This window comes from Rhizobium sp. WYCCWR 11152, from assembly GCF_013087615.1.
Classification (GTDB): domain Bacteria; phylum Pseudomonadota; class Alphaproteobacteria; order Rhizobiales; family Rhizobiaceae; genus Rhizobium; species Rhizobium indicum.
The window spans coordinates 809,290-827,221 of sequence record NZ_JABFCP010000009.1 but is presented as its reverse complement, the minus strand read 5'-3'; the positions used below and the strand labels follow the sequence as shown (position 1 = coordinate 827,221).

At 60.8% G+C, this 17,932-nt stretch carries 19 protein-coding genes; 10 read left to right on the top strand and 9 right to left on the bottom strand.

Translation table 11 applies throughout. The features are described 5' to 3' along the window. Positions 1-7 precede the first annotated feature (7 nt). The 4 genes from rfbC to rfbA are packed head-to-tail and all read left to right on the top strand — an operon-like array spanning position 8 to position 3,419. Entirely contained in the window at positions 8-586 is a 579-nt protein-coding gene (gene rfbC, locus G9X67_RS19295) for a dTDP-4-dehydrorhamnose 3,5-epimerase (protein ID WP_138328312.1), read from the top strand. 6 nt (positions 587-592) lie between these two features. Then, positions 593-1,648 carry a dTDP-glucose 4,6-dehydratase gene (gene rfbB / locus G9X67_RS19290; protein WP_138328968.1) on the top strand — a complete coding sequence of 352 codons (1,056 nt, stop codon included), beginning with the start codon at positions 593-595 and terminating at the stop codon, positions 1,646-1,648. Positions 1,649-1,651: 3 nt separating this feature from the next. Beyond that, positions 1,652-2,539 (top strand): dTDP-4-dehydrorhamnose reductase, encoded by an 888-nt coding sequence (rfbD, locus tag G9X67_RS19285; RefSeq protein ID WP_138328313.1) that lies wholly within the window; start codon positions 1,652-1,654, stop codon positions 2,537-2,539. 10 nt (positions 2,540-2,549) lie between these two features. Beyond that, positions 2,550-3,419 (top strand): glucose-1-phosphate thymidylyltransferase RfbA, encoded by an 870-nt coding sequence (gene rfbA, locus G9X67_RS19280; protein WP_138328314.1) that lies wholly within the window; start codon positions 2,550-2,552, stop codon positions 3,417-3,419. Between the two features lie 120 nt (positions 3,420-3,539). Here rfbA and G9X67_RS19275 read toward each other — a convergent pair whose 3' ends face one another. The 7 genes from G9X67_RS19275 to G9X67_RS19245 form a co-directional block, all read right to left on the bottom strand. Then, positions 3,540-4,151 (bottom strand): riboflavin synthase, encoded by a 612-nt coding sequence (locus tag G9X67_RS19275; RefSeq protein WP_138328315.1) that lies wholly within the window; start codon positions 4,149-4,151, stop codon positions 3,540-3,542. Next, positions 4,151-5,500: a bifunctional diaminohydroxyphosphoribosylaminopyrimidine deaminase/5-amino-6-(5-phosphoribosylamino)uracil reductase RibD gene (gene ribD / locus G9X67_RS19270; RefSeq protein WP_138328316.1), complete on the bottom strand. Its 1,350-nt coding sequence runs from the start codon at positions 5,498-5,500 to the stop codon at positions 4,151-4,153. Before ribD ends, G9X67_RS19275 begins: the two co-directional genes overlap by 1 nt. 3 nt (positions 5,501-5,503) lie before the next feature. Further along, positions 5,504-5,980, bottom strand: a complete 477-nt coding sequence (nrdR, locus tag G9X67_RS19265; RefSeq protein ID WP_003547190.1) for a transcriptional regulator NrdR — start codon at positions 5,978-5,980, stop codon at positions 5,504-5,506. 9 nt (positions 5,981-5,989) lie between these two features. Continuing rightward, positions 5,990-7,288, bottom strand: coding sequence for a serine hydroxymethyltransferase (glyA, locus tag G9X67_RS19260; RefSeq protein ID WP_029872910.1), 1,299 nt, complete (start codon positions 7,286-7,288; stop codon positions 5,990-5,992). A 191-nt stretch (positions 7,289-7,479) separates the two neighbouring features. After that, positions 7,480-8,781, bottom strand: a complete 1,302-nt coding sequence (locus G9X67_RS19255; protein WP_012756884.1) for a L,D-transpeptidase family protein — start codon at positions 8,779-8,781, stop codon at positions 7,480-7,482. A 445-nt stretch (positions 8,782-9,226) separates the two neighbouring features. Then, a complete protein-coding gene (locus tag G9X67_RS19250; RefSeq protein ID WP_003547156.1) occupies positions 9,227-9,742 on the bottom strand; it encodes a MarR family winged helix-turn-helix transcriptional regulator in 516 nt (171 codons plus the stop codon). A 128-nt stretch (positions 9,743-9,870) separates the two neighbouring features. After that, a complete protein-coding gene (locus G9X67_RS19245; RefSeq protein ID WP_064653904.1) occupies positions 9,871-10,308 on the bottom strand; it encodes a DUF6163 family protein in 438 nt (145 codons plus the stop codon). A gap of 228 nt (positions 10,309-10,536) precedes the next feature. Here G9X67_RS19245 and hemB point away from each other — a divergent pair, with 228 nt between their 5' ends. The 6 genes from hemB (at position 10,537) to G9X67_RS19215 (ending at position 14,840) form a co-directional block, all read left to right on the top strand. Continuing rightward, a complete protein-coding gene (gene hemB, locus G9X67_RS19240; protein ID WP_138328319.1) occupies positions 10,537-11,550 on the top strand; it encodes a porphobilinogen synthase in 1,014 nt (337 codons plus the stop codon). Between the two features lie 281 nt (positions 11,551-11,831). Further along, positions 11,832-12,290, top strand: a complete 459-nt coding sequence (locus G9X67_RS19235) for an RDD family protein (protein WP_003547150.1) — start codon at positions 11,832-11,834, stop codon at positions 12,288-12,290. Between the two features lie 217 nt (positions 12,291-12,507). Beyond that, positions 12,508-13,284 carry an arginyltransferase gene (locus G9X67_RS19230; RefSeq protein WP_003558295.1) on the top strand — a complete coding sequence of 259 codons (777 nt, stop codon included), beginning with the start codon at positions 12,508-12,510 and terminating at the stop codon, positions 13,282-13,284. Then, a complete protein-coding gene (locus G9X67_RS19225; protein ID WP_138328321.1) occupies positions 13,285-14,172 on the top strand; it encodes a DMT family transporter in 888 nt (295 codons plus the stop codon). Positions 14,173-14,229: 57 nt separating this feature from the next. Then, on the top strand, positions 14,230-14,451 hold the full coding sequence (locus G9X67_RS19220; RefSeq protein WP_018070513.1) for an AbrB/MazE/SpoVT family DNA-binding domain-containing protein: 222 nt from the start codon (positions 14,230-14,232) through the stop codon (positions 14,449-14,451). After that, on the top strand, positions 14,448-14,840 hold the full coding sequence (locus tag G9X67_RS19215; protein WP_138328322.1) for a type II toxin-antitoxin system death-on-curing family toxin: 393 nt from the start codon (positions 14,448-14,450) through the stop codon (positions 14,838-14,840). The genes G9X67_RS19220 and G9X67_RS19215 overlap by 4 nt, the downstream gene beginning before the upstream one ends. Here the strand turns inward: G9X67_RS19215 and G9X67_RS19210 are convergent. Both G9X67_RS19210 and parC read right to left on the bottom strand, forming a co-directional pair. Then, complete coding sequence (locus G9X67_RS19210) at positions 14,830-15,288, bottom strand: SRPBCC domain-containing protein (RefSeq protein ID WP_138328323.1); 459 nt, start codon at positions 15,286-15,288, stop codon at positions 14,830-14,832. The genes G9X67_RS19215 and G9X67_RS19210 overlap by 11 nt on opposite strands. Before the next feature lie 257 nt (positions 15,289-15,545). Next, on the bottom strand, positions 15,546-17,801 hold the full coding sequence (gene parC, locus G9X67_RS19205) for a DNA topoisomerase IV subunit A (RefSeq protein WP_138328324.1): 2,256 nt from the start codon (positions 17,799-17,801) through the stop codon (positions 15,546-15,548). Positions 17,802-17,932: the final 131 nt, after the last annotated feature.

Below are 17,932 nucleotides of genomic sequence, written 5' to 3'. Positions count from 1 at the left end.
GTAAGTCATGCGTATTGAGACCACGGCCATCGAGGGCATCGTTGCGATCACGCCGCCACGCTTCGGCGATCACCGCGGCTACTTCTCCGAGGTATTCAAGGATGCCTGGTTCCGGGAAAATGTGGCCGACGTCACGTTCATCCAGGACAATGAATCGCTTTCGGCGCAGACCGGCACCGTCCGGGGGCTGCATTTCCAGATACCACCCTTTGCACAGGGCAAGCTGGTGCGCTGCCTTGCCGGCCGGATCATGGATGTCGTCGTCGATATCCGCGAGGAATCACCGAGCTTCGGCAAATGGCTCTCTCAGGAGCTCTCGCCGGAAAATGGCATGCAGCTCTGGGTACCGGCCGGTTTCGCACACGGATTCGCAACGCTCGAGCCGAACAGCGTCATCAGCTACAAGGTAACCGCACCCTACAGCCCGCAGCATGATCGAGGCATCGCGTGGAACGATCCGACGATCGGTATCCGCTGGCCCTTCTATGAGAGAGACATGGTATTGTCCGACAAGGACAAGACGCTGCCGCGGCTCGCCGATCTGCCAGGCCATTTTTCCTGTTCAGCACAGCAACCCAGGGATTGATCGATGATGCGCATACTGGTCACGGGCGGAGCGGGCTTCATCGGATCTGCATTGGTGCGCCATCTCGTCAGCGAGATCGGCGCCGAGGTGCTGAATGTCGACACGCTGACCTATGCAGGCAATCTGGCATCGCTGAAATCCGTCGAATCGGCGCCGAACTATCAATTCCTGCAGGCCGACATCTGCGACCGCGCCAGGATGCAGGAAGCATTCGCGTCCTTCCGCCCTGATATCGTCATGCATCTCGCGGCAGAGAGCCATGTCGACCGCTCGATCTCGGGCGCAGCCGATTTCATTCAGACCAACATCGTCGGCACATTCAGCCTGCTGGATACCGCACGGCACTATTGGGATGAGCTTGACGCTCGCCGCAAGAGCGCCTTCCGCTTTCTGCATGTCTCGACGGACGAGGTCTACGGCTCGCTCGGCGACGAGGGCCTCTTCGAGGAAACGACGCCTTACGATCCGTCCTCGCCCTACTCTGCCTCCAAGGCCGCCAGCGACCATCTGGTGATCGCCTGGCACCGAACCTACGGTCTGCCCGTCGTCGTCTCCAATTGCTCCAACAACTACGGCCCGTTCCATTTCCCCGAAAAGCTCATTCCGCTAATGATCCTGAACGCACTGGAGGGCAAGCCTCTTCCGGTTTACGGCAATGGCGCGAATGTCCGCGACTGGCTCTATGTCGAAGACCACGCCCGCGCGCTCTTCACGATCGCATCCAGAGGGCGCCCCGGCGAAAAATACAATGTGGGCGGCCGCAATGAGCGCAGGAACATCGATGTCGTTCATCGCATCTGCGTTATTCTCGACGGCGTCTACAGTGACAAGGGACCGCATGCACGTCTGATCACCAACGTCACGGACCGCCCCGGACACGACGCACGCTATGCGATCGACGCCTCCAAGCTCGAAAGCGAACTCGGCTGGAAGGCGCAAGAGACCTTCGAAACCGGCATCGAGAAGACAGTGCACTGGTACTTGGAAAACGAATGGTGGTGGAGGCCGCTGCGCGAAAACGTCTACTCCGGCGAACGCCTCGGCGTTTTCAAGGGACGATAAACGATGCGCATTGCCGTCACCGGCAAACAGGGCCAGGTCGTTCAGTCGTTGCTCAGACGTGGCGCCGAAATGGGCGTCGAAATCAGCGCGGTCGGGCGTCCGGAAATGGACCTCGCGGATCCTGCAAGCATCGCAGCCGCCTTCTCGGCTCTGCGGCCGGATGTGATCGTCTCGGCGGCGGCCTATACGGCGGTCGACAAGGCCGAGAGCGAACCCGGGCTTGCTTTTTCCGTCAACGCAGCAGGCGCCGGGGCGGTTGCCGAGGCTGCTGCGCGGATCGGGGCCCCGGTCATCCACATTTCGACCGACTACGTCTTCAGCGGCGACAAGGCCTCCGCCTATTCCGAAGAGGATGCGACGGCGCCGATCTCCGTCTATGGGCGCTCGAAGCTCGCGGGCGAGAAGGCCGTTGCGGCGGCGAACCCGAACCATGTCATCTTACGCACCGCCTGGGTCTATTCGCCCTTTGGCACCAATTTCCTGAAAACGATGCTGCGGCTTTCCGAGACGCGCGATCATCTTCGCGTTGTCGCCGATCAGACAGGATGCCCGACCTCTGCACTCGACATCGCCGACGCGATTCTTGCGATCGCATCCCGTATCGTAGCGGACCCTGAGCCATCGCTCCGCGGGACCTTTCACCTGACCGGCAGCGGCGAAGCAAGCTGGGCTGACTTCGCCGAAGAGATATTCACAGAGCTTCCTAAATCCGGAGGCAGAAACGTCGGCGTCGAGCGCATCCCGACGGCGGACTATCCGACACCGGCGAAGCGTCCCGCCAATTCACGTCTCAACGGCAACAAGCTCGCCAGAACATATGGAATCCGGCTGCCGGAGTGGAAGCAGTCAATGAAGATTGTCATGCAAGACCTTTTGAATAAGGGTCTTTAGGGAGATGGGCATGAAGGGGATTATTCTCGCCGGCGGCACGGGCACGCGTCTGCATCCGATCACGCAGGCCGTCTCGAAACAGTTGATGCCGGTCTACGACAAGCCGATGATCTACTATCCGCTGACGACGCTCATGCTCGCCGGCATCAGGGAGTTGCTGATCATCACCACGCCTCACGACGTCGAAGCCTTCAAGCGCCTTCTCGGCGACGGCTCGCAATGGGGAATTTCGCTGACCTATGCCGTGCAGCCGAGCCCAGACGGCCTCGCCCAGGCCTTCATCATCGGCGCCGAGTTCCTGCACGGCGACAGCTCAGCACTCGTTCTCGGCGACAACATTTTCTACGGGCACGGACTGCCTGAAATCATGAAATCCGGCACGAATCGGCGGGAAGGCGCGACAGTATTCGCCTATCATGTCACCGATCCGGAACGCTATGGCGTTGTCGGCTTTGACAAAAAGATGAACGCGCTGTCGATCGAGGAGAAGCCGAAGAAGCCAAAATCGAACTGGGCGGTGACCGGCCTCTATTTCTACGACCAGCAGGTGGTCGATATCGCCGCCAACCTGAAGCCGTCGCCGCGCGGTGAATTGGAAATCACCGATGTCAACCGCACCTATCTTGAGCGCGGCCAGCTTTTCGTGGAGCTGATGGGCCGGGGCTATGCCTGGCTCGACACCGGCACGCCGGACAGCCTGCTCGATGCAGCAGGTTTCGTCAGCACGTTGGAGAAACGCCAGGGCTTCAAGATTGCCTGCCCCGAAGAGGTCGCCTGGCGCATGGGTTACATCTCGCAGGACGACCTCGCCAAGCTCGCGGAGAAGCTCGGCAAGAGCGCCTACGGCCAGTATCTGACGAAGCTGTCCCCGGATTGGTGAGCTATTGGGCCGCGCCGCGTCACAGACGTACAGTTGGATGCATCGACGAGCGCCTGAGGATGTTTCGCGCCCAGCATGCCAGTCGTGGTGTGACCGTGGAAACCGTTACAGGTTTTTGATTCAGGTGCTCGGGAATTCCGCCAGCCGGGCGGCGTAACGCGCCATGGTGTCGACTTCGAAATTGACGAAATCGCCGGTCTTGCGATCGCCCCAGGTGGTGACCTCGAGCGTGTGGCGGATGAGCAGCACGTCGAAATCCGTGCCATTGACGGCATTGACCGTCAGCGAGGTGCCGTCGAGTGCGATCGAACCCTTGGGGGCGACGAATTTCGCCAGATGTTCGGGCGCGCGCAGGCGGTAGCGCGTGGCGTCGCCCTCTGCTGTCACCGAGAGGATTTCCGCCTTGCCGTCGACATGGCCGGAAACGATGTGGCCGCCGAGTTCATCGCCGATCTTCAGCGACCGTTCGAGATTGATGCGGCTGCCCTCCTGCCAGGCACCGATCGTCGTCAGCCGCAACGCCTCTTCCCAGGCCTCGACCTCGAACCAGCGACCATTGCTGCCTTCCTGCGGCAGGCCGGTGACGGTGAGGCAGATGCCGGAGTGAGCGATGGATGCGCCCATATCGATGGTCGCCGGGTCGTAACTCGTCGCAACGCGGAGCTTGATGCCCTCCTTCAGAGGCGAAACGGATTCGATCGTACCGATATCGGTGACTATTCCGGTGAACATCAAAGCCCTCTTTCGTATTCGTCCAGGCGATCTTCGCCGAACATCAGCGTGCCCGTATGGGCAAAACCCGATGGTATGTCGGTTGCATCAAGCGGGGATTCAATACCGCCCTCGCCGATCACAACAGGCGCCTGATAAAGCTGGATGCGGTCGACGAGGCCAGCTTCGAGAAAAAGCCGTGCCGTCTTTGCGCCACCCTCGACCAGAAGCGAGGAAATACCGCGCGTCGCGAGTGCCGGCAACAGGACTTCCGGATGATAGGGATTGCAATGGACGACCTCGACGCCGGCGGCTTCGAGGGCTGCGCGGCGGGAGTCCATGTCGGTGGCGTCGGCGGGTAGGTTACCCCCCTCTGCCCTGCCGGGCATCTCCCCCAGAATGGGGGAGATTGGGTCGGAGCCAGCGCCCTGCGCTGCATTTACCGAAGGCGATTTATTGCTAACAGAAACGGGGGAATTCGGACCGCGCTCCTTGCCGATCTCCCCCCTTGTGGGAGGTCCGAAGGACGGGTCGAGACCCGTGGCTCGACCCCGGTAGTCCGGCAGGGCAGAGGGGGGTAACCCCTCCGCATCTGCCGACAAAGGCCAAACTTCCTCGCTCGCCACCACGATGATCGGCACTTGCCGCGCCGTCTCGACGAGCTTGCTGGTCAATCGCAAAGCCAGCGAGGGATCAAGTACGATGCGGATCGGCGATTGCGATTCAAGACCTGGCGAACGCACAGTCAGAAGCGGATCATCCGCAATCGCGGTACCGATGCCGACCAGGATGGCATCGGTTTCAGCACGCAGCGCCTGTACCTGGGCGCGGGCCTCCGGGCCTGTTATCGCCACCTGCCCTGCCCCCTCGCGGCCGATCATGCCATCGGCGGAAACGGCAAGTTTGAGAGTCACATAGGGCCGGTTCTTCGTCTGGCGGGTGAGATAGGCGGCAAGCGAATGCCGGCCCTCGGCCTCCAGCACGCCGGCATCCACTTCTATGCCGGCTTCGCGCAGAATGGCGATGCCGCGGCCGGAGACCCGCGGATCGGGATCGGTGACGCTGATCACGACGCGGGCAACGCCATAAGCGATCAGCGCCTCGGCGCAGGGCGGCGTCCTGCCGTGATGCGAGCAGGGTTCGAGCGTCACATAGACGGTGGCGCCACGGGCGAGCACGCCTGCTTCAGCGAGCGCCTGCGTCTCGGCATGCGGGCGGCCACTGAGCGCCGTCACCGCACGGCCGACGATGACGCCGTCCCTGACGATCAGGCAGCCGACGGAGGGGTTGGTGGCGGTGCGGCCGAGATGCCAGCGCGACAGGCGGATCGCCGCTGCCATGAAACGTTCGTCATGCGGCGTGATGGTCATGGCTCACCTGTCCAGCGGGTCGCGGGCGATCTTGGCGTTGATTTCGGAAATGACCTTCTCGAAATCCTCGGCAAGCGAGAAATCCCGATAGACCGAGGCGTAGCGCACGAAGCCGACATCATCGAGGCTCTTCATGGCTTCCAGCACCTGCAGGCCGATCTGCTCGGAGGAGATCTCGGTTTCGCCGGAGCTTTCAAGCCGCCGGACGATGCCCGAGACGGCGCGCTCGATGCGATCCCGCTCGACCGGGCGTTTGCGCAGCGCCACTTCGAAGGAGCGCACCAGCTTGTCGCGGTCGAAGGGCACCTTGCGGCCGGTCTTCTTGATGACCATCAGCTCGCGCAGCTGCACACGCTCGAACGTGGTGAAGCGGCCGCCGCAATCCGGGCAGATGCGCCGCCGGCGGATGGACGTGTTGTCCTCCGCCGGGCGCGAATCCTTGACCTGAGTATCTTCCGAACCGCAATAGGGGCAGCGCATCCCTACTCCTTATCCCATGTAGCCGTACATGGGGAAGCGGTCGGTGAGGCTGACCACCTTGCCGCGCACAGCGGCTTCGACGGCGGCGTTGCCTTCATCGGAATTGGCGACCTTCAGACCGTCGAGGACCTCGACGATCAGATTGCCGATCTCGCGGAATTCCGCTTCCTTGAAGCCGCGGGTCGTGCCGGCCGGCGCGCCGAGGCGCACACCCGACGTGACGAAGGGCTTTTCCGGATCGAAGGGAATGCCGTTCTTGTTGCAGGTGACGTAGGCGCGGCCAAGCGCTGCCTCGGCGCGCTTGCCGGTGGCATTCTTCTTGCGCAGGTCGACCAGCATCAGGTGGTTGTCGGTGCCGCCGGAGACGACATCGAGGCCGCCGGCGACAAGCGTTTCAGCCAGTGCCTTGGCATTCTTGACGACCTGTGCGGCGTATTCCTTGAATTCCGGCTGCAGCGCCTCGCCGAAGGCAACGGCCTTGGCGGCGATGATGTGCATCAGCGGGCCGCCCTGCAGGCCGGGGAAGACAGCCGAATTGAACTTCTTCGCCAGATCCTCGTCATTCGTCAGAATGACGCCGCCGCGCGGGCCGCGCAACGACTTGTGGGTCGTCGTCGTGGCAACATGGCAATGCGGGAACGGCGACGGATGCACGCCACCGGCGACAAGGCCGGCGATGTGGGCCATGTCGACCATCAGGTAGGCGCCGACGCTGTCGGCGATCTCGCGGAAGCGCTTCCAGTCCCAGATGCGGGAATAAGCAGTGCCCCCGGCGATGATGAGCTTCGGCTTGGTTTCCTCGGCCTTGCGGGCGACTTCATCCATGTCGAGCAGGTTGTCGCCTTCGCGCACGCCGTAGGAGACGACGTTGAACCATTTGCCGGACATGTTGACCGGCGAACCATGCGTGAGGTGGCCGCCCGAATTCAGGTCGAGCCCCATGAAGGTATCACCCGGCTGCAGCAGCGCCAGGAACACGGCCTGGTTCATCTGCGAGCCGGAATTCGGCTGAACGTTGGCGAAATTGACGCCGAACAGCTTCTTGGCGCGCTCGATCGCCAGTTCCTCAGCGATATCGACGAATTGGCAGCCGCCGTAATAACGCTTGCCGGGATAACCCTCGGCATATTTGTTGGTCATGATGGAGCCCTGGGCTTCCAGCACGGCGCGGGAGACGATGTTCTCAGAAGCGATCAGTTCGATCTCGTGCCGTTGGCGACCGAGTTCCTTTCCGATCGCGCCGAAAATGTCCGGATCGACGTCCGCAAGCGAGCGATTGAAGAAGGATTCGGTGGAAGCATTGGTCATGGGCGGGCTCCTCAACTGGAATGCGCTGAGGTATTAGCCTTCCGCCGTGGCGAGGGCAATACGAAGAACGACATTTGCTGAGCAAAGCGCGCGCTCACGCTCTTTTGCGGTCGCGCCGCGCAGCATCTCCGACATAAAAAAACCGCGCCGGAAAAAGCGCGGTTTTCAAATAGCAATGCAGAGGTCGCCGCTTACTGGACCGGCTGTTCCATTCCCGCCGTGGTGTCGAGCGCCAGCTCGGCATTGCCGTCCATCTGATAGATGTCGTCGCGGAACTGGACGATGCCGTCGGGCATGCCCCAGGCAGAGATGTAGACGAAATAGACCGGAACTTCCGTGGCGAGCTTGACCGGCGTGTTGACGCCGGTTGCGATCACCTGCTCCATCTGCTGGCGGTTCCAGCCGGGGGTCTCGCGCAACAGCCAGTTCGACAAGTCGCGCACGTTCTGGACGCGGACACAGCCCGACGATTCAAAGCGCATCAGCTTGTTGAACAGGCCCTGCTGCGGCGTGTCGTGCATGTACTCGCCGTTTTTATTGTAGAAGTTGATCTTCGTCGACGCCATGGCGTTGGTCTTGCCGGGGTCCTGACGGAACATCAGGTTCGGCGCCTCGCCGTTCCAGTCGATGGTCTCGGGGGCGACTTCATTGCCCTTGCCGTCGAGCAGACGAATGGCATTCTTTTCGAGATAGGTCGGATCCTTGCGCATCAGCGGCATGATGTCCTTCTCGACGATCGAGCGCGGCGCAGTCCAATAAGGATTGAGGATGACCTCGTAAATCTTCGAATTGACGAGATGCGTCGGGCGGCTGAGACGGCCGACAACCGCGGTGTGGCGCGTGGCGACACTGCCGTCTTCAACAGCCTCCACATAGGCTGCCGGGATGTTGACCATCAGGTGACGGCGGCCCAAGTCTTCAGGGAAGGTCTGCAAACGGACGACATTGGTGTTCAGCTGCTGCAGGCGGACATCGGCGGGGATGTTCATCGCCTTCAGCGTGAATTCGCCGAGAACGCCATCGGCCGGCAGGCCGTGACGCGCCTGGAAGCGCTTGACGGCGCCGTCGACATAGGAATCGAAGGCGTTGGACAGGCCGGCCTCGCGCGGCAGATCGCCGGTGATCGCAAGGCGCTGGCGCAGCGCCTGAACGGCGGGAGAGCTGACGCCGAGCTGCAGACGCTGGTCACCGGGATTGACCTCAGGCCAGCCACCGGCTGCGGCGATCTGCTGATACTGCATGATTGCCTGCTGGGCGCTTGCGACCGATTGGGGCCCAAGGATCGGCGTGTTGGAAACCATGGCGGTCGCCGTGCGCGACGCCGCCTTGGCGTCGAACTGGTCGTCCCAGTTGCCGCGGCGCGGCGCGTTGATCAGCGTATCGAGCGCCGATTGCGCGAATGCCGGCGCGGCAAGCGCGCTGGCGCCAACCGTTGCCGCGGACGCAAGGAAGGCGCGGCGCGAGAGAGCTTCAATTCCGTTTTTCTTCGACATAGTCCCAACCACTGAATGCCGCTATAAAGAGAACCTGCGGCCTTTTGCGATATCACTGCGCTTTAACGCAGATCCCAGTCCATTCGTTGTCCGGCGCATCAAAAAATTCCGCTTGCCCCATCACAAGATTGCGATGCGGCAGCCTGAACATTCCTGGTCGGTCTATTGAAAGCGCCGGTTGTTAAGCCTTCCGCTGCCACACCAATATGGCCAATTCGTGTTGCCGGGCCGGAAGACGGACTTGCCGACTGCGGGAAACAGGACACAACGAACCATATGACGGGGTAAAGCGTGCCGGTTAATAACGGCTAAAAAACGGCTTGAATACCGGGCTTTGCGCTTGCCTGCCATGCGTTGCAAAGATGCCACGCGAGAGCAAACGGCAAAAACCGGACGCGCAGGGACGCATCCGGTTTTGATCAACCCTGAAATGAGGTCAGGGGTCTCAGAGGCGATACAGGATCTGGTCGTTCCAGAAACGGTCCAGGCGCTGGAGCAGTTTGTTCATCTGCGTGAACTCGTCGGTGCCGATGCCGCCGACCTTGTCGATCGAGGCGATGTGGCGTTCGTAGAGCTTGGCCACCGTTTCGGCGATGTCCTGGCCGGTTTCGGTCAGGCTGATGCGGACCGAGCGGCGGTCGATGCGCGAGCGCTGGTGGTTGATGAAGCCGAGATCGACCAACTTCTTGACGTTGTAGGAGACGTTGGAGCCGAGATAGTAGCCACGCGAGCGCAGCTCGCCGGCGGTCAGCTCGGAATTGCCGATGTTGAAAAGGAGCAGCGCCTGGATGGCGTTGACATCGCTGCGACCCTGGCGGTCGAATTCGTCCTTGATGACGTCGAGAAGACGACGGTGCAGACGTTCAACGAGATGAAGGGATTCCATGTAAAGATCACGGATGTCGTGGTCCTGCTGGTCACGGAAGGTCGATACCGCCTGCGGCTTGATTTTCGTGTTCATGTTAACTGCCTCACTGTTTGTTTGGCGGTGTGTTTTCTTCCCGCCTTGAGTGAGACCCTATCGAATACATATAAAATTCGACTTAAACCGCAGGCTTAACGGAGCCTTACCGGTAACTCCACGTTGTCTCAGGGTAAATCAACACTTACCTGGCGGCGATGCCGGCGCTTTTCCAGCCAGAGCAGCAGGCGGAAAATCAAGTAGACCACGGCGACAATGACATGCAGCAGGATGATCAACTGGTTGGGGCCGAAAATATTCGGCAGCAGGCCATACATGAGGATTTGTCCGCCGGCGGCCAGCACCCAGATGACCGGTCCCCAGGAGACGGTGAGCCAGAGGCCGAGGGAGGCGACGGGGAAGAGCACGGCGAGGCTGGTGCTCGCCACTTTCCATGGCAGGCTCAAAAGATCGAAGCGGCCGGCGCCGACCAGCGAATAGCCGACGAGCATGGCCCAATATTGCAGGCCGAACCAGAAGCAGGATAAGGCAACCAGTCTCAAGAAGAGAATGAAGAGGATATCCGCCAGTGTGCGTTTCGGTATCGTCGGGGATTCGGTTTCCATAGCGCAGACATCGGTTTGGGGTTGCATCTTCGCAAAAGCGCTACGCGTCGGACAAGACGCGCCAAGGACGCTCTATAACATTGCGTTTGCGCATTACCTCGAAAATCGATTCCAGATTCGGGATTATGCGCCACCGGTTTTCCGCCGCGGCCAATCGTCCGGTTTGGATTTTCCAGGCGCCATGATAATGAGCGCTCCGATAAATGGAATGGGCCAGGGACAGATATCATGCAGGACAGGACTCATCTCGTCGACGAGATCACCGGCCATCGCCGCATGCGGCGCAACCGCAAGGCGGATTGGACACGCCGGCTGGTGCAGGAGAACCGGCTGACGGTCGACGACCTGATCTGGCCGATCTTCATCGTGCCAGGTTCCGGCATCATCGATCCGATCCCGGCCATGCCGGGCGTCAACCGGATGAGCATAGACAAGGCCGTCGAAGCCGCGCGGGAAGCGGCCGGCCTCGGCATTCCGGCCCTTGCCACCTTTCCGAATATCGAGATGGAGCTGCGCGACGAGACCGGCTCCAACAGCCTCGAAGCCAACAACCTGATCAATCAGGCGACGGCGGCGATCAAGAAGGCGGTGCCTAATATCGGTATCATTACCGATGTCGCGCTCGATCCCTTCACCAGCCACGGCCATGACGGCATTCTCAGAGGCGGCGAGATCGTCAATGACGAGACGGTCGACCAGGTGGCGCGCGCCGCCGTGATGCAGGCAGATGCCGGCGCCGATATCATCGCGCCGTCTGAGATGATGGATGGACGCATCGGCGCGATCCGCATGGCGCTCGATGCGGCCGGCCACCAGAGCGTCGGCATCATGAGCTATGCGACGAAATTCGCCTCCGCCTTCTACGGTCCCTATCGCGAGGCGATCTCGACGGGCGGGCTGCTGAAAGGCGACAAGAAGACCTATTATATCGACCCCGCCAACGGCACCGAAGCAATCCGCGACGCGGCCCTCGACGTCGAGGAAGGCGCCGACATGCTGATGGTCAAGCCCGGCCTGCCCTATCTCGATATCTGCTGGCGGATGAAGGAGGCCTTTGGCCTGCCGACCTTCGCCTACCAGGTGTCCGGCGAATATACGCAGATCAAGGCGGCGGCGATGAATGGCTGGATCGATGGCGAACGGGCGATGCTCGAAACGCTGCTGTCGTTCAAGCGGGCGGGATGCGACGGTGTCCTCACCTATTTTGCGGTCGAAGTGGCGAAAATTCTCGCAAAGCGGTGACTGCATAATTCCTTAAATCGGAATCGATTTAAGGATAAAATTATGCAGCGATTCAAAGTGCTACAGCGTCCTTTGCGCATCTCAAAAGACGCGCGGCGCTGTAGTGCATGATGCCGAAAAGTGTCCGCGGTTTTCGGACGACATCATGCTCCATTTCTTTGATTTAGATGCGGGTGGCTTTAGGCCGATCCGGCCTAAAACCACCCGCATCTGGGGCAGATTATTGCATTTTGCCCTGCCGATACCATATCAGCGGCATCGCTTTTCCTGAGGAGATTGAGATGAGCTACAACCCCAATCCGCTTTATGCCGCACCGGAGGACTGGCGCGCCTATAGCGGCGTGTTGAGCCGCCGGGTCTTCGCCTTCATCCTCGATTACGTCATCGTGGCGCTGCTCTGCATTCCCGCGGCGATCGTGCTGTTCTTCCTGTCGATCGTTACGCTGGGGCTTGGCTTCTTTCTCTACCCTGCCCTCTTCGTCATCGTCGCCGGCATTTACTTCGGCCTGACGGTGGGCGGGCCGAGCCAGGCCTCGCTCGGCATGCGCGCCATGGGGATCGCAATCGTGCGCGTCGATGGACGGCCGATGGATTTCATGACAGCGATCGTGCATCTGGCACTGTTCTGGATCCTCAACTCGGTGCTGACGCCGCTCATTCTGCTTGCCGGCCTGTTTATCGAACGCAGCCGTCTCGTTCACGACCTGCTGGTCGGCACGGCGACGGTGCGCACGGCCTGAGACTTTGGCTGAGACCTTGGCTGAAATCCTAACTGCGATCCTGGGCGGAGACGAAATAAAGTCTCCGCCTTCTCTTTGCCGGCGGGCGCCAGCGCTCCATATCTAAAATTAGAAGACTGATATGAAGGGCGAAAAGCGCCCCGCTGTTGACGTTTTTTATTCTTAGGTCATGCTGTCAGGAAACGGCACGGTCTCGACAAGGAAATTTCCGCGACAAATGAATACGCAGACGACGCCATCACCGCAGTTTTATCTGACGGCTCCGGCTGCGTGTCCGTACCTGCCGCATGAGATGGAGCGAAAGGTGTTCACCCATCTGGTCGGCCCGCGCGCCGCCGAGATGAACGACATCCTGACGCAGGGCGGTTTCCGCCGCTCGCAGAACATCGCTTATCGCCCGGCCTGCGAATCCTGTCGCGCCTGCGTTTCCGTGCGAATTCTCGCCCAGGAATTCGAGCCGACGAAGTCGATGAAGCGGGTGCTTGCCGAGAATTCCGACGTCATCGCCACCGAATTCGCAGCCCAGCCTTCCAGCGAGCAATATTCGCTGTTCCGACGCTATCTCGATTTTCGCCACCAGCAGGGCGGTATGTCCGACATGACCGTGCTCGACTATGCCATCATGGTGGAAGACACGCATGTGAATACGAGAATCATCGAATACCGCCGGCGTGAGGAAGGCTCAGGACTGGAGCAGCGTCCGAAGGGCGAGCTGCTCGCCGCCGCGCTCACCGACACGATGAGCGACGGGTTGTCGATGGTCTATTCCTATTTCAATCCGGCGCTTGAACGGCGTTCGCTCGGCACCTTCATGATTCTCGATCATGTCAGACGCACGAAAGCTCTGGGACTGCCGCATGTCTACCTCGGCTACTGGGTTCAAGGGTCGCGGAAAATGGACTACAAGACGCGCTTCCAGCCGCAGGAGCATCTGACCCCGCGCGGCTGGGAACGCTTCGATCCCTCGTCCATGCCCGAGAGCACCCACGACTGAATGTTCCCCACCGCACTTTCCGACCATCGGAAGGGCCTGCTGCTGACGGCGATCGGCGGGCTGGCGCTTTCCGTGGATATCCCCCTGATGAGGCTCGCTGACGGCGAGCTTTGGTCGATCCTTGCCGCGAGAAGCATCGCGACCCTTGGCGTGACGCTGCTGGTGGCAACGGCGCTCAGGATCGCCAAGGGGCGATGGCCAGTGCTCGTGCCGGGCTGGCCTGGCCTCGTCACCGGTCTGCTTTACGGCCTGACCACGGTGGTCTTCCTTCTCGCCGTTTTCAACACGTCGACAGCCAATGTCGTTTTTATCGTCGCCTTCAATCCGATGTTCGCCGCGCTTCTTTCCTGGATTTTCCTCAAGGAGCGGCCGGCGCTGGCAACGCTGATCGCCATGGCGGCGATGATCTTCGGCGTCGGCCTGATCGTCCGGGACGGGCTTTCGGGCGGCCATCTCTTCGGCGATACCATGGCGCTGCTTACCGCCTTCATCATTGCCGCCGCCATCACCATCAGCCGCGCCTCTCGCCGGGAGATGGGCTTCGTCTCGCTGCTTTCGACGGTGCTGCCGGCGGCGGTCGGCCTGATCTCGGTCATGCCGGCAGGCGGTTTTTCGATCGAGCATCCGGCCTGGATCCTCTTCAACGGCGCGGTGATGATGCCACTTGCCTTCTGGTGCCTGGCGACCGGGCCGCGTTACCTCTCCGCGCCGGAGGTGGGCATGTTCTACCTGCTCGAAACCGTGCTCGCACCGATCTGGGTCTGGCTGATCTTTGCGGAAACACCGGCGCCGATGACGCTGGTCGGCGGCGGCATCCTGGTGGCGGCGATCGCAGCCCATTCCGTCTGGATCGTGCGGAGGAAAAGCATCGTTCAAATGGCAGGCTAGGACATTGTCGCCTGCTCGACCTCATGTTATAACTCCGTTACCACAGAGGACAAAACGATGAACGTCACAATCCGCAAGATCGGAAATTCCGAGGGTGTAATCATCCCTAAAGAGGTGCTGCAGCGGTTGGGCCTGAGCAGCGGCGACAGCCTGGAACTGCGAGAGATCGAGGGTAATATTCAGCTTGTACCGGAATCGGCCGATCTTGCCGAGCAAATGCGGGCAGCCCGCATCGGCATGGAAAAATATCGGGTGGCGCTCCGCGAACTCGCGAAATGATACGGCTTAAGTGGCTAAGCCGCCAAGCAATTGAAAATATGCACGATGAGCAAATTGCCGAGCATGGCGGTCTGGCTGGCCTGCGGGATGCCAATGCATTGGAAACCAGCTTGGCATGCCCGCTTAACAAGGCTGCATACGGCGAGACAGACATCTTCGTACTCGCCGCAGCCTCTCTCTATGCCATTGTCAGAAACCACCCATTCGTGGATGAAAACAAGCGTACCGGCTATCTTGCGGCGTTTACCTTTCTCTACATCAACCGCTACGTCATCAATGCCGACAACGCGCAGGTCATTGCATTTGTACTAGACGTAGCCGCCGGCGAGATCGACGAAGAAGGTGCAACCCGCTTCCTGCGGGATTTCAGCATACCCCTCAGCCCGTAGCCTTGAACTGCTGCTGCTCCAATTCCCTGCCAAGACCTTCGACCACATGCGCCCAGCCTTGCCGGGTCTTTTCCTCGTGTTCGGCCCATTCGGCGCACATTTCATGGGTCAGCGTCAGACGGCTGCCGCCGCCGAGAGGCTCGATGTTGATCTCGACGCGGTCGCAATTGTGATCGTGCTCCTCGACGGAGAAACTGAAGACCATACGTTGCGGGCGCTTCAGTTCCAGGAAGACGCCCTGATGAAAAGCGTCGCCGGTCGGGCGGCGGTCGACGACGAAGAAACGGCCGCCGACATGCGGATCGATTTCGGCGCGAATGACATGACCGTCATCGGTCGCAAACAGGAAGCGGCGGGCGATTTCGGGGTTGAGCCAGGCGTCGTACACGGCAGCGGGCGGCACCCTATAGGTGTGGCTGACATGCAGTTTGATGGTGCTGGCGGGCATCGATTTTCCTCCGTTAAGGGCGCGCGCACTTTCCCCAAGCACACGGGCCGCGGCCATTCCGTCCGCCTCGGAGCCGGCCTGTTCATATTTTTGGTAACAGGGAAGAGATAGAGGAGTTGTCGCGCCCGCCAAGAGTCGGGCGCGGAATTTACTGGATAATTCCTTCAAACAGAATCGATTGAAGGATAAATTATCCAGCAATTCAAAGTGTTACAGCGTCTTTGCGCGTCTGAAAGGACGCGGGACGCTGTTATGCTTTAGCCGGCGAATTTGCCGCTGCGCGGGAAGCCCTTCGGCACGGTGCGACCGGCAGTGGCGCGATCGGCCAGCCACTCGGCGAGTTCGTCCTTGTTCTTCGTGAAGGTGCGGCCGGCGCTGTCTTCCCAGATGAGGCCGTCTGATATCGCGAAGCAGCGGACGTCGGAAATGCCGCCATCCTTGTAACGCTGGAGACGCACGCCCTTGCCGCGCGACATTTCCGGCACCTGCGCCAGCGGGAAGACCAGCAGTTTGCGGTTTTCGCCGACGACGGCGACATGGTCGCCGCTGACGGGCACGAGCAGCTGTGTTTCCTCGGGCAGCCCGACGTTCATGATCTGCTTGCCCTTGCGGGTATTGGCGACCAGCTCGGCTTCGGGAACGACGAAGCCGTTGCCGGCGGTCGAGACGATCAGCTGCTTGCGCGAGGGATCGTGGACGAAAGCGGTCAGCACCGCCTGGTCGTTATCCATATCGACGATGATGCGCAGCGGCTCGCCGTGACCGCGGCCGCCCGGCAGCTTGTCACCGCCGAGCGTAAAGGCCTTGCCGCCGGTGGTGACGATCAGGATCTTGTCCGTGGTCTGCGCCGGGAAGGCGATCTTCAAGCCGTCGCCCTCCTTGAAGGTCAGCGCCGCCGTATCGGCGATATGGCCCTTCAACGCGCGGATCCAGCCCTTTTCGGAAATGACGACGGTGATCGGTTCCTTCTCGATCATCGCCTGCTGGATTGCTTCCTCGTCGGTCTCGGGCGCGTCGGCAAACTGGGTGCGGCGCCGGCCGACCTCGGTCGCCTTGGCAAATTTCTTCTTCACTTCGCCGATTTCCCAGGCGACCGTCTGCCACTGCTTGTCGTCGGAGGAAAGCAACGCCTCGATCTCGCCCTTCTCCTTGGTGAGTTCGTCGAATTCCTTGCGGATCTCGAACTCTTCCAGCTTGCGCAAGGCGCGCAACCGCATATTGAGGATCGCCTCGACCTGATTGTCGGTGAGATCCCAGCGCGCCATCATCACCGGCTTCGGCTCGTCCTCCTCGCGGATGATGCGGATGACCTCATCGATGTTGAGGTAGGCGACCAACAGGCCGCTGAGGATTTCGAGGCGTCTGTCGATCGCCGCCAGACGGAAGCGCGAACGGCGCTGCAGAACTTCACGGCGGTGGTCCAGCCACTCCTTCAACACCTCGTTCAGCGCCATGACCCGCGGGATGCGGCCCATGGAGAGCACGTTCATGTTGAGCGGGAAACGGCTTTCGAGTTCCGTCAGCTTGAACATCGATTCCATCAGGATTGTCGGATCGACGCTGCGGGTCTTCGGCACCAGCACGACACGAATGTCTTCGGCCGATTCGTCGCGAATATCCTCCAGCAGCGGCAGCTTGCGGGCGATGAGCAGCTCGGCGATTTTCTCGATCAGCCGCGATTTCTGCACCTGGAAGGGAATTTCGGTAATGACGATCTGGTAACCGCCGCGGCCGAGATCTTCCGTCTGCCATTTCGCCCGCACGCGGAAACCGCCGCGCCCGGTGCGGTAGCTCTCGATGATGCTGTCGCGGTTGTCGATGATGATGCCGCCGGTGGGGAAATCCGGGCCGGGAATGAATTCGACCAGCTTTTCGACGGTCGCATCGGGATGTTTGATCAGATGCAGGGCGGCGTCGCATAGCTCGTGGGCATTGTGCGACGGGATCGAGGTTGCCATGCCGACGGCGATGCCGGAGGAGCCGTTGGCGAGCAGGTTCGGGAAGGCGCCGGGAAGGACGACCGGCTCGGTATTCGATTCGTCGTAAGTATCACGGAAATCGACGGCATCCTGATCGATGCCTTCGAGCAGCAGTTCCGAGACCGCCGTCATCTTCGATTCGGTGTAACGCATGGCGGCGGGGCTATCGCCGTCGATATTGCCGAAATTGCCCTGGCCGTTGACCAGCGTGTAGCGCTGCGAAAAATCCTGGGCGAGACGAGCAAGCGCATCGTAGATCGACTGGTCGCCGTGCGGATGGTAGTTACCCATCACTTCGCCGACGATCTTGGCGCATTTCCTGAAGGCTGTATTCGGCCTCAGCCCCATCTCGTTCATCGCATAGACGATGCGGCGATGGACAGGCTTCAGCCCGTCGCGCACGTCAGGCAGGGCGCGGTGCATGATGGTCGACAACGCATAGGCAAGGTAACGCTGCTCGAGCGCCGCCTTGAGGTCGACCGGCTGGATGTGATCGTCGTCTCCGCCTGAAGGCGGCAAAATCTCTTGTCCCATAGGTTCTGACTAGCTCAGAAGAGGCCGGCGGGCAAGGAATCGGGGCCATTGCAGCTGTGGATGAAGTCTTGGGACCGACATCAAAGGATGAGACAAACGCTCCGCCGCAATTTGGACTTCGTTTGCCGTTC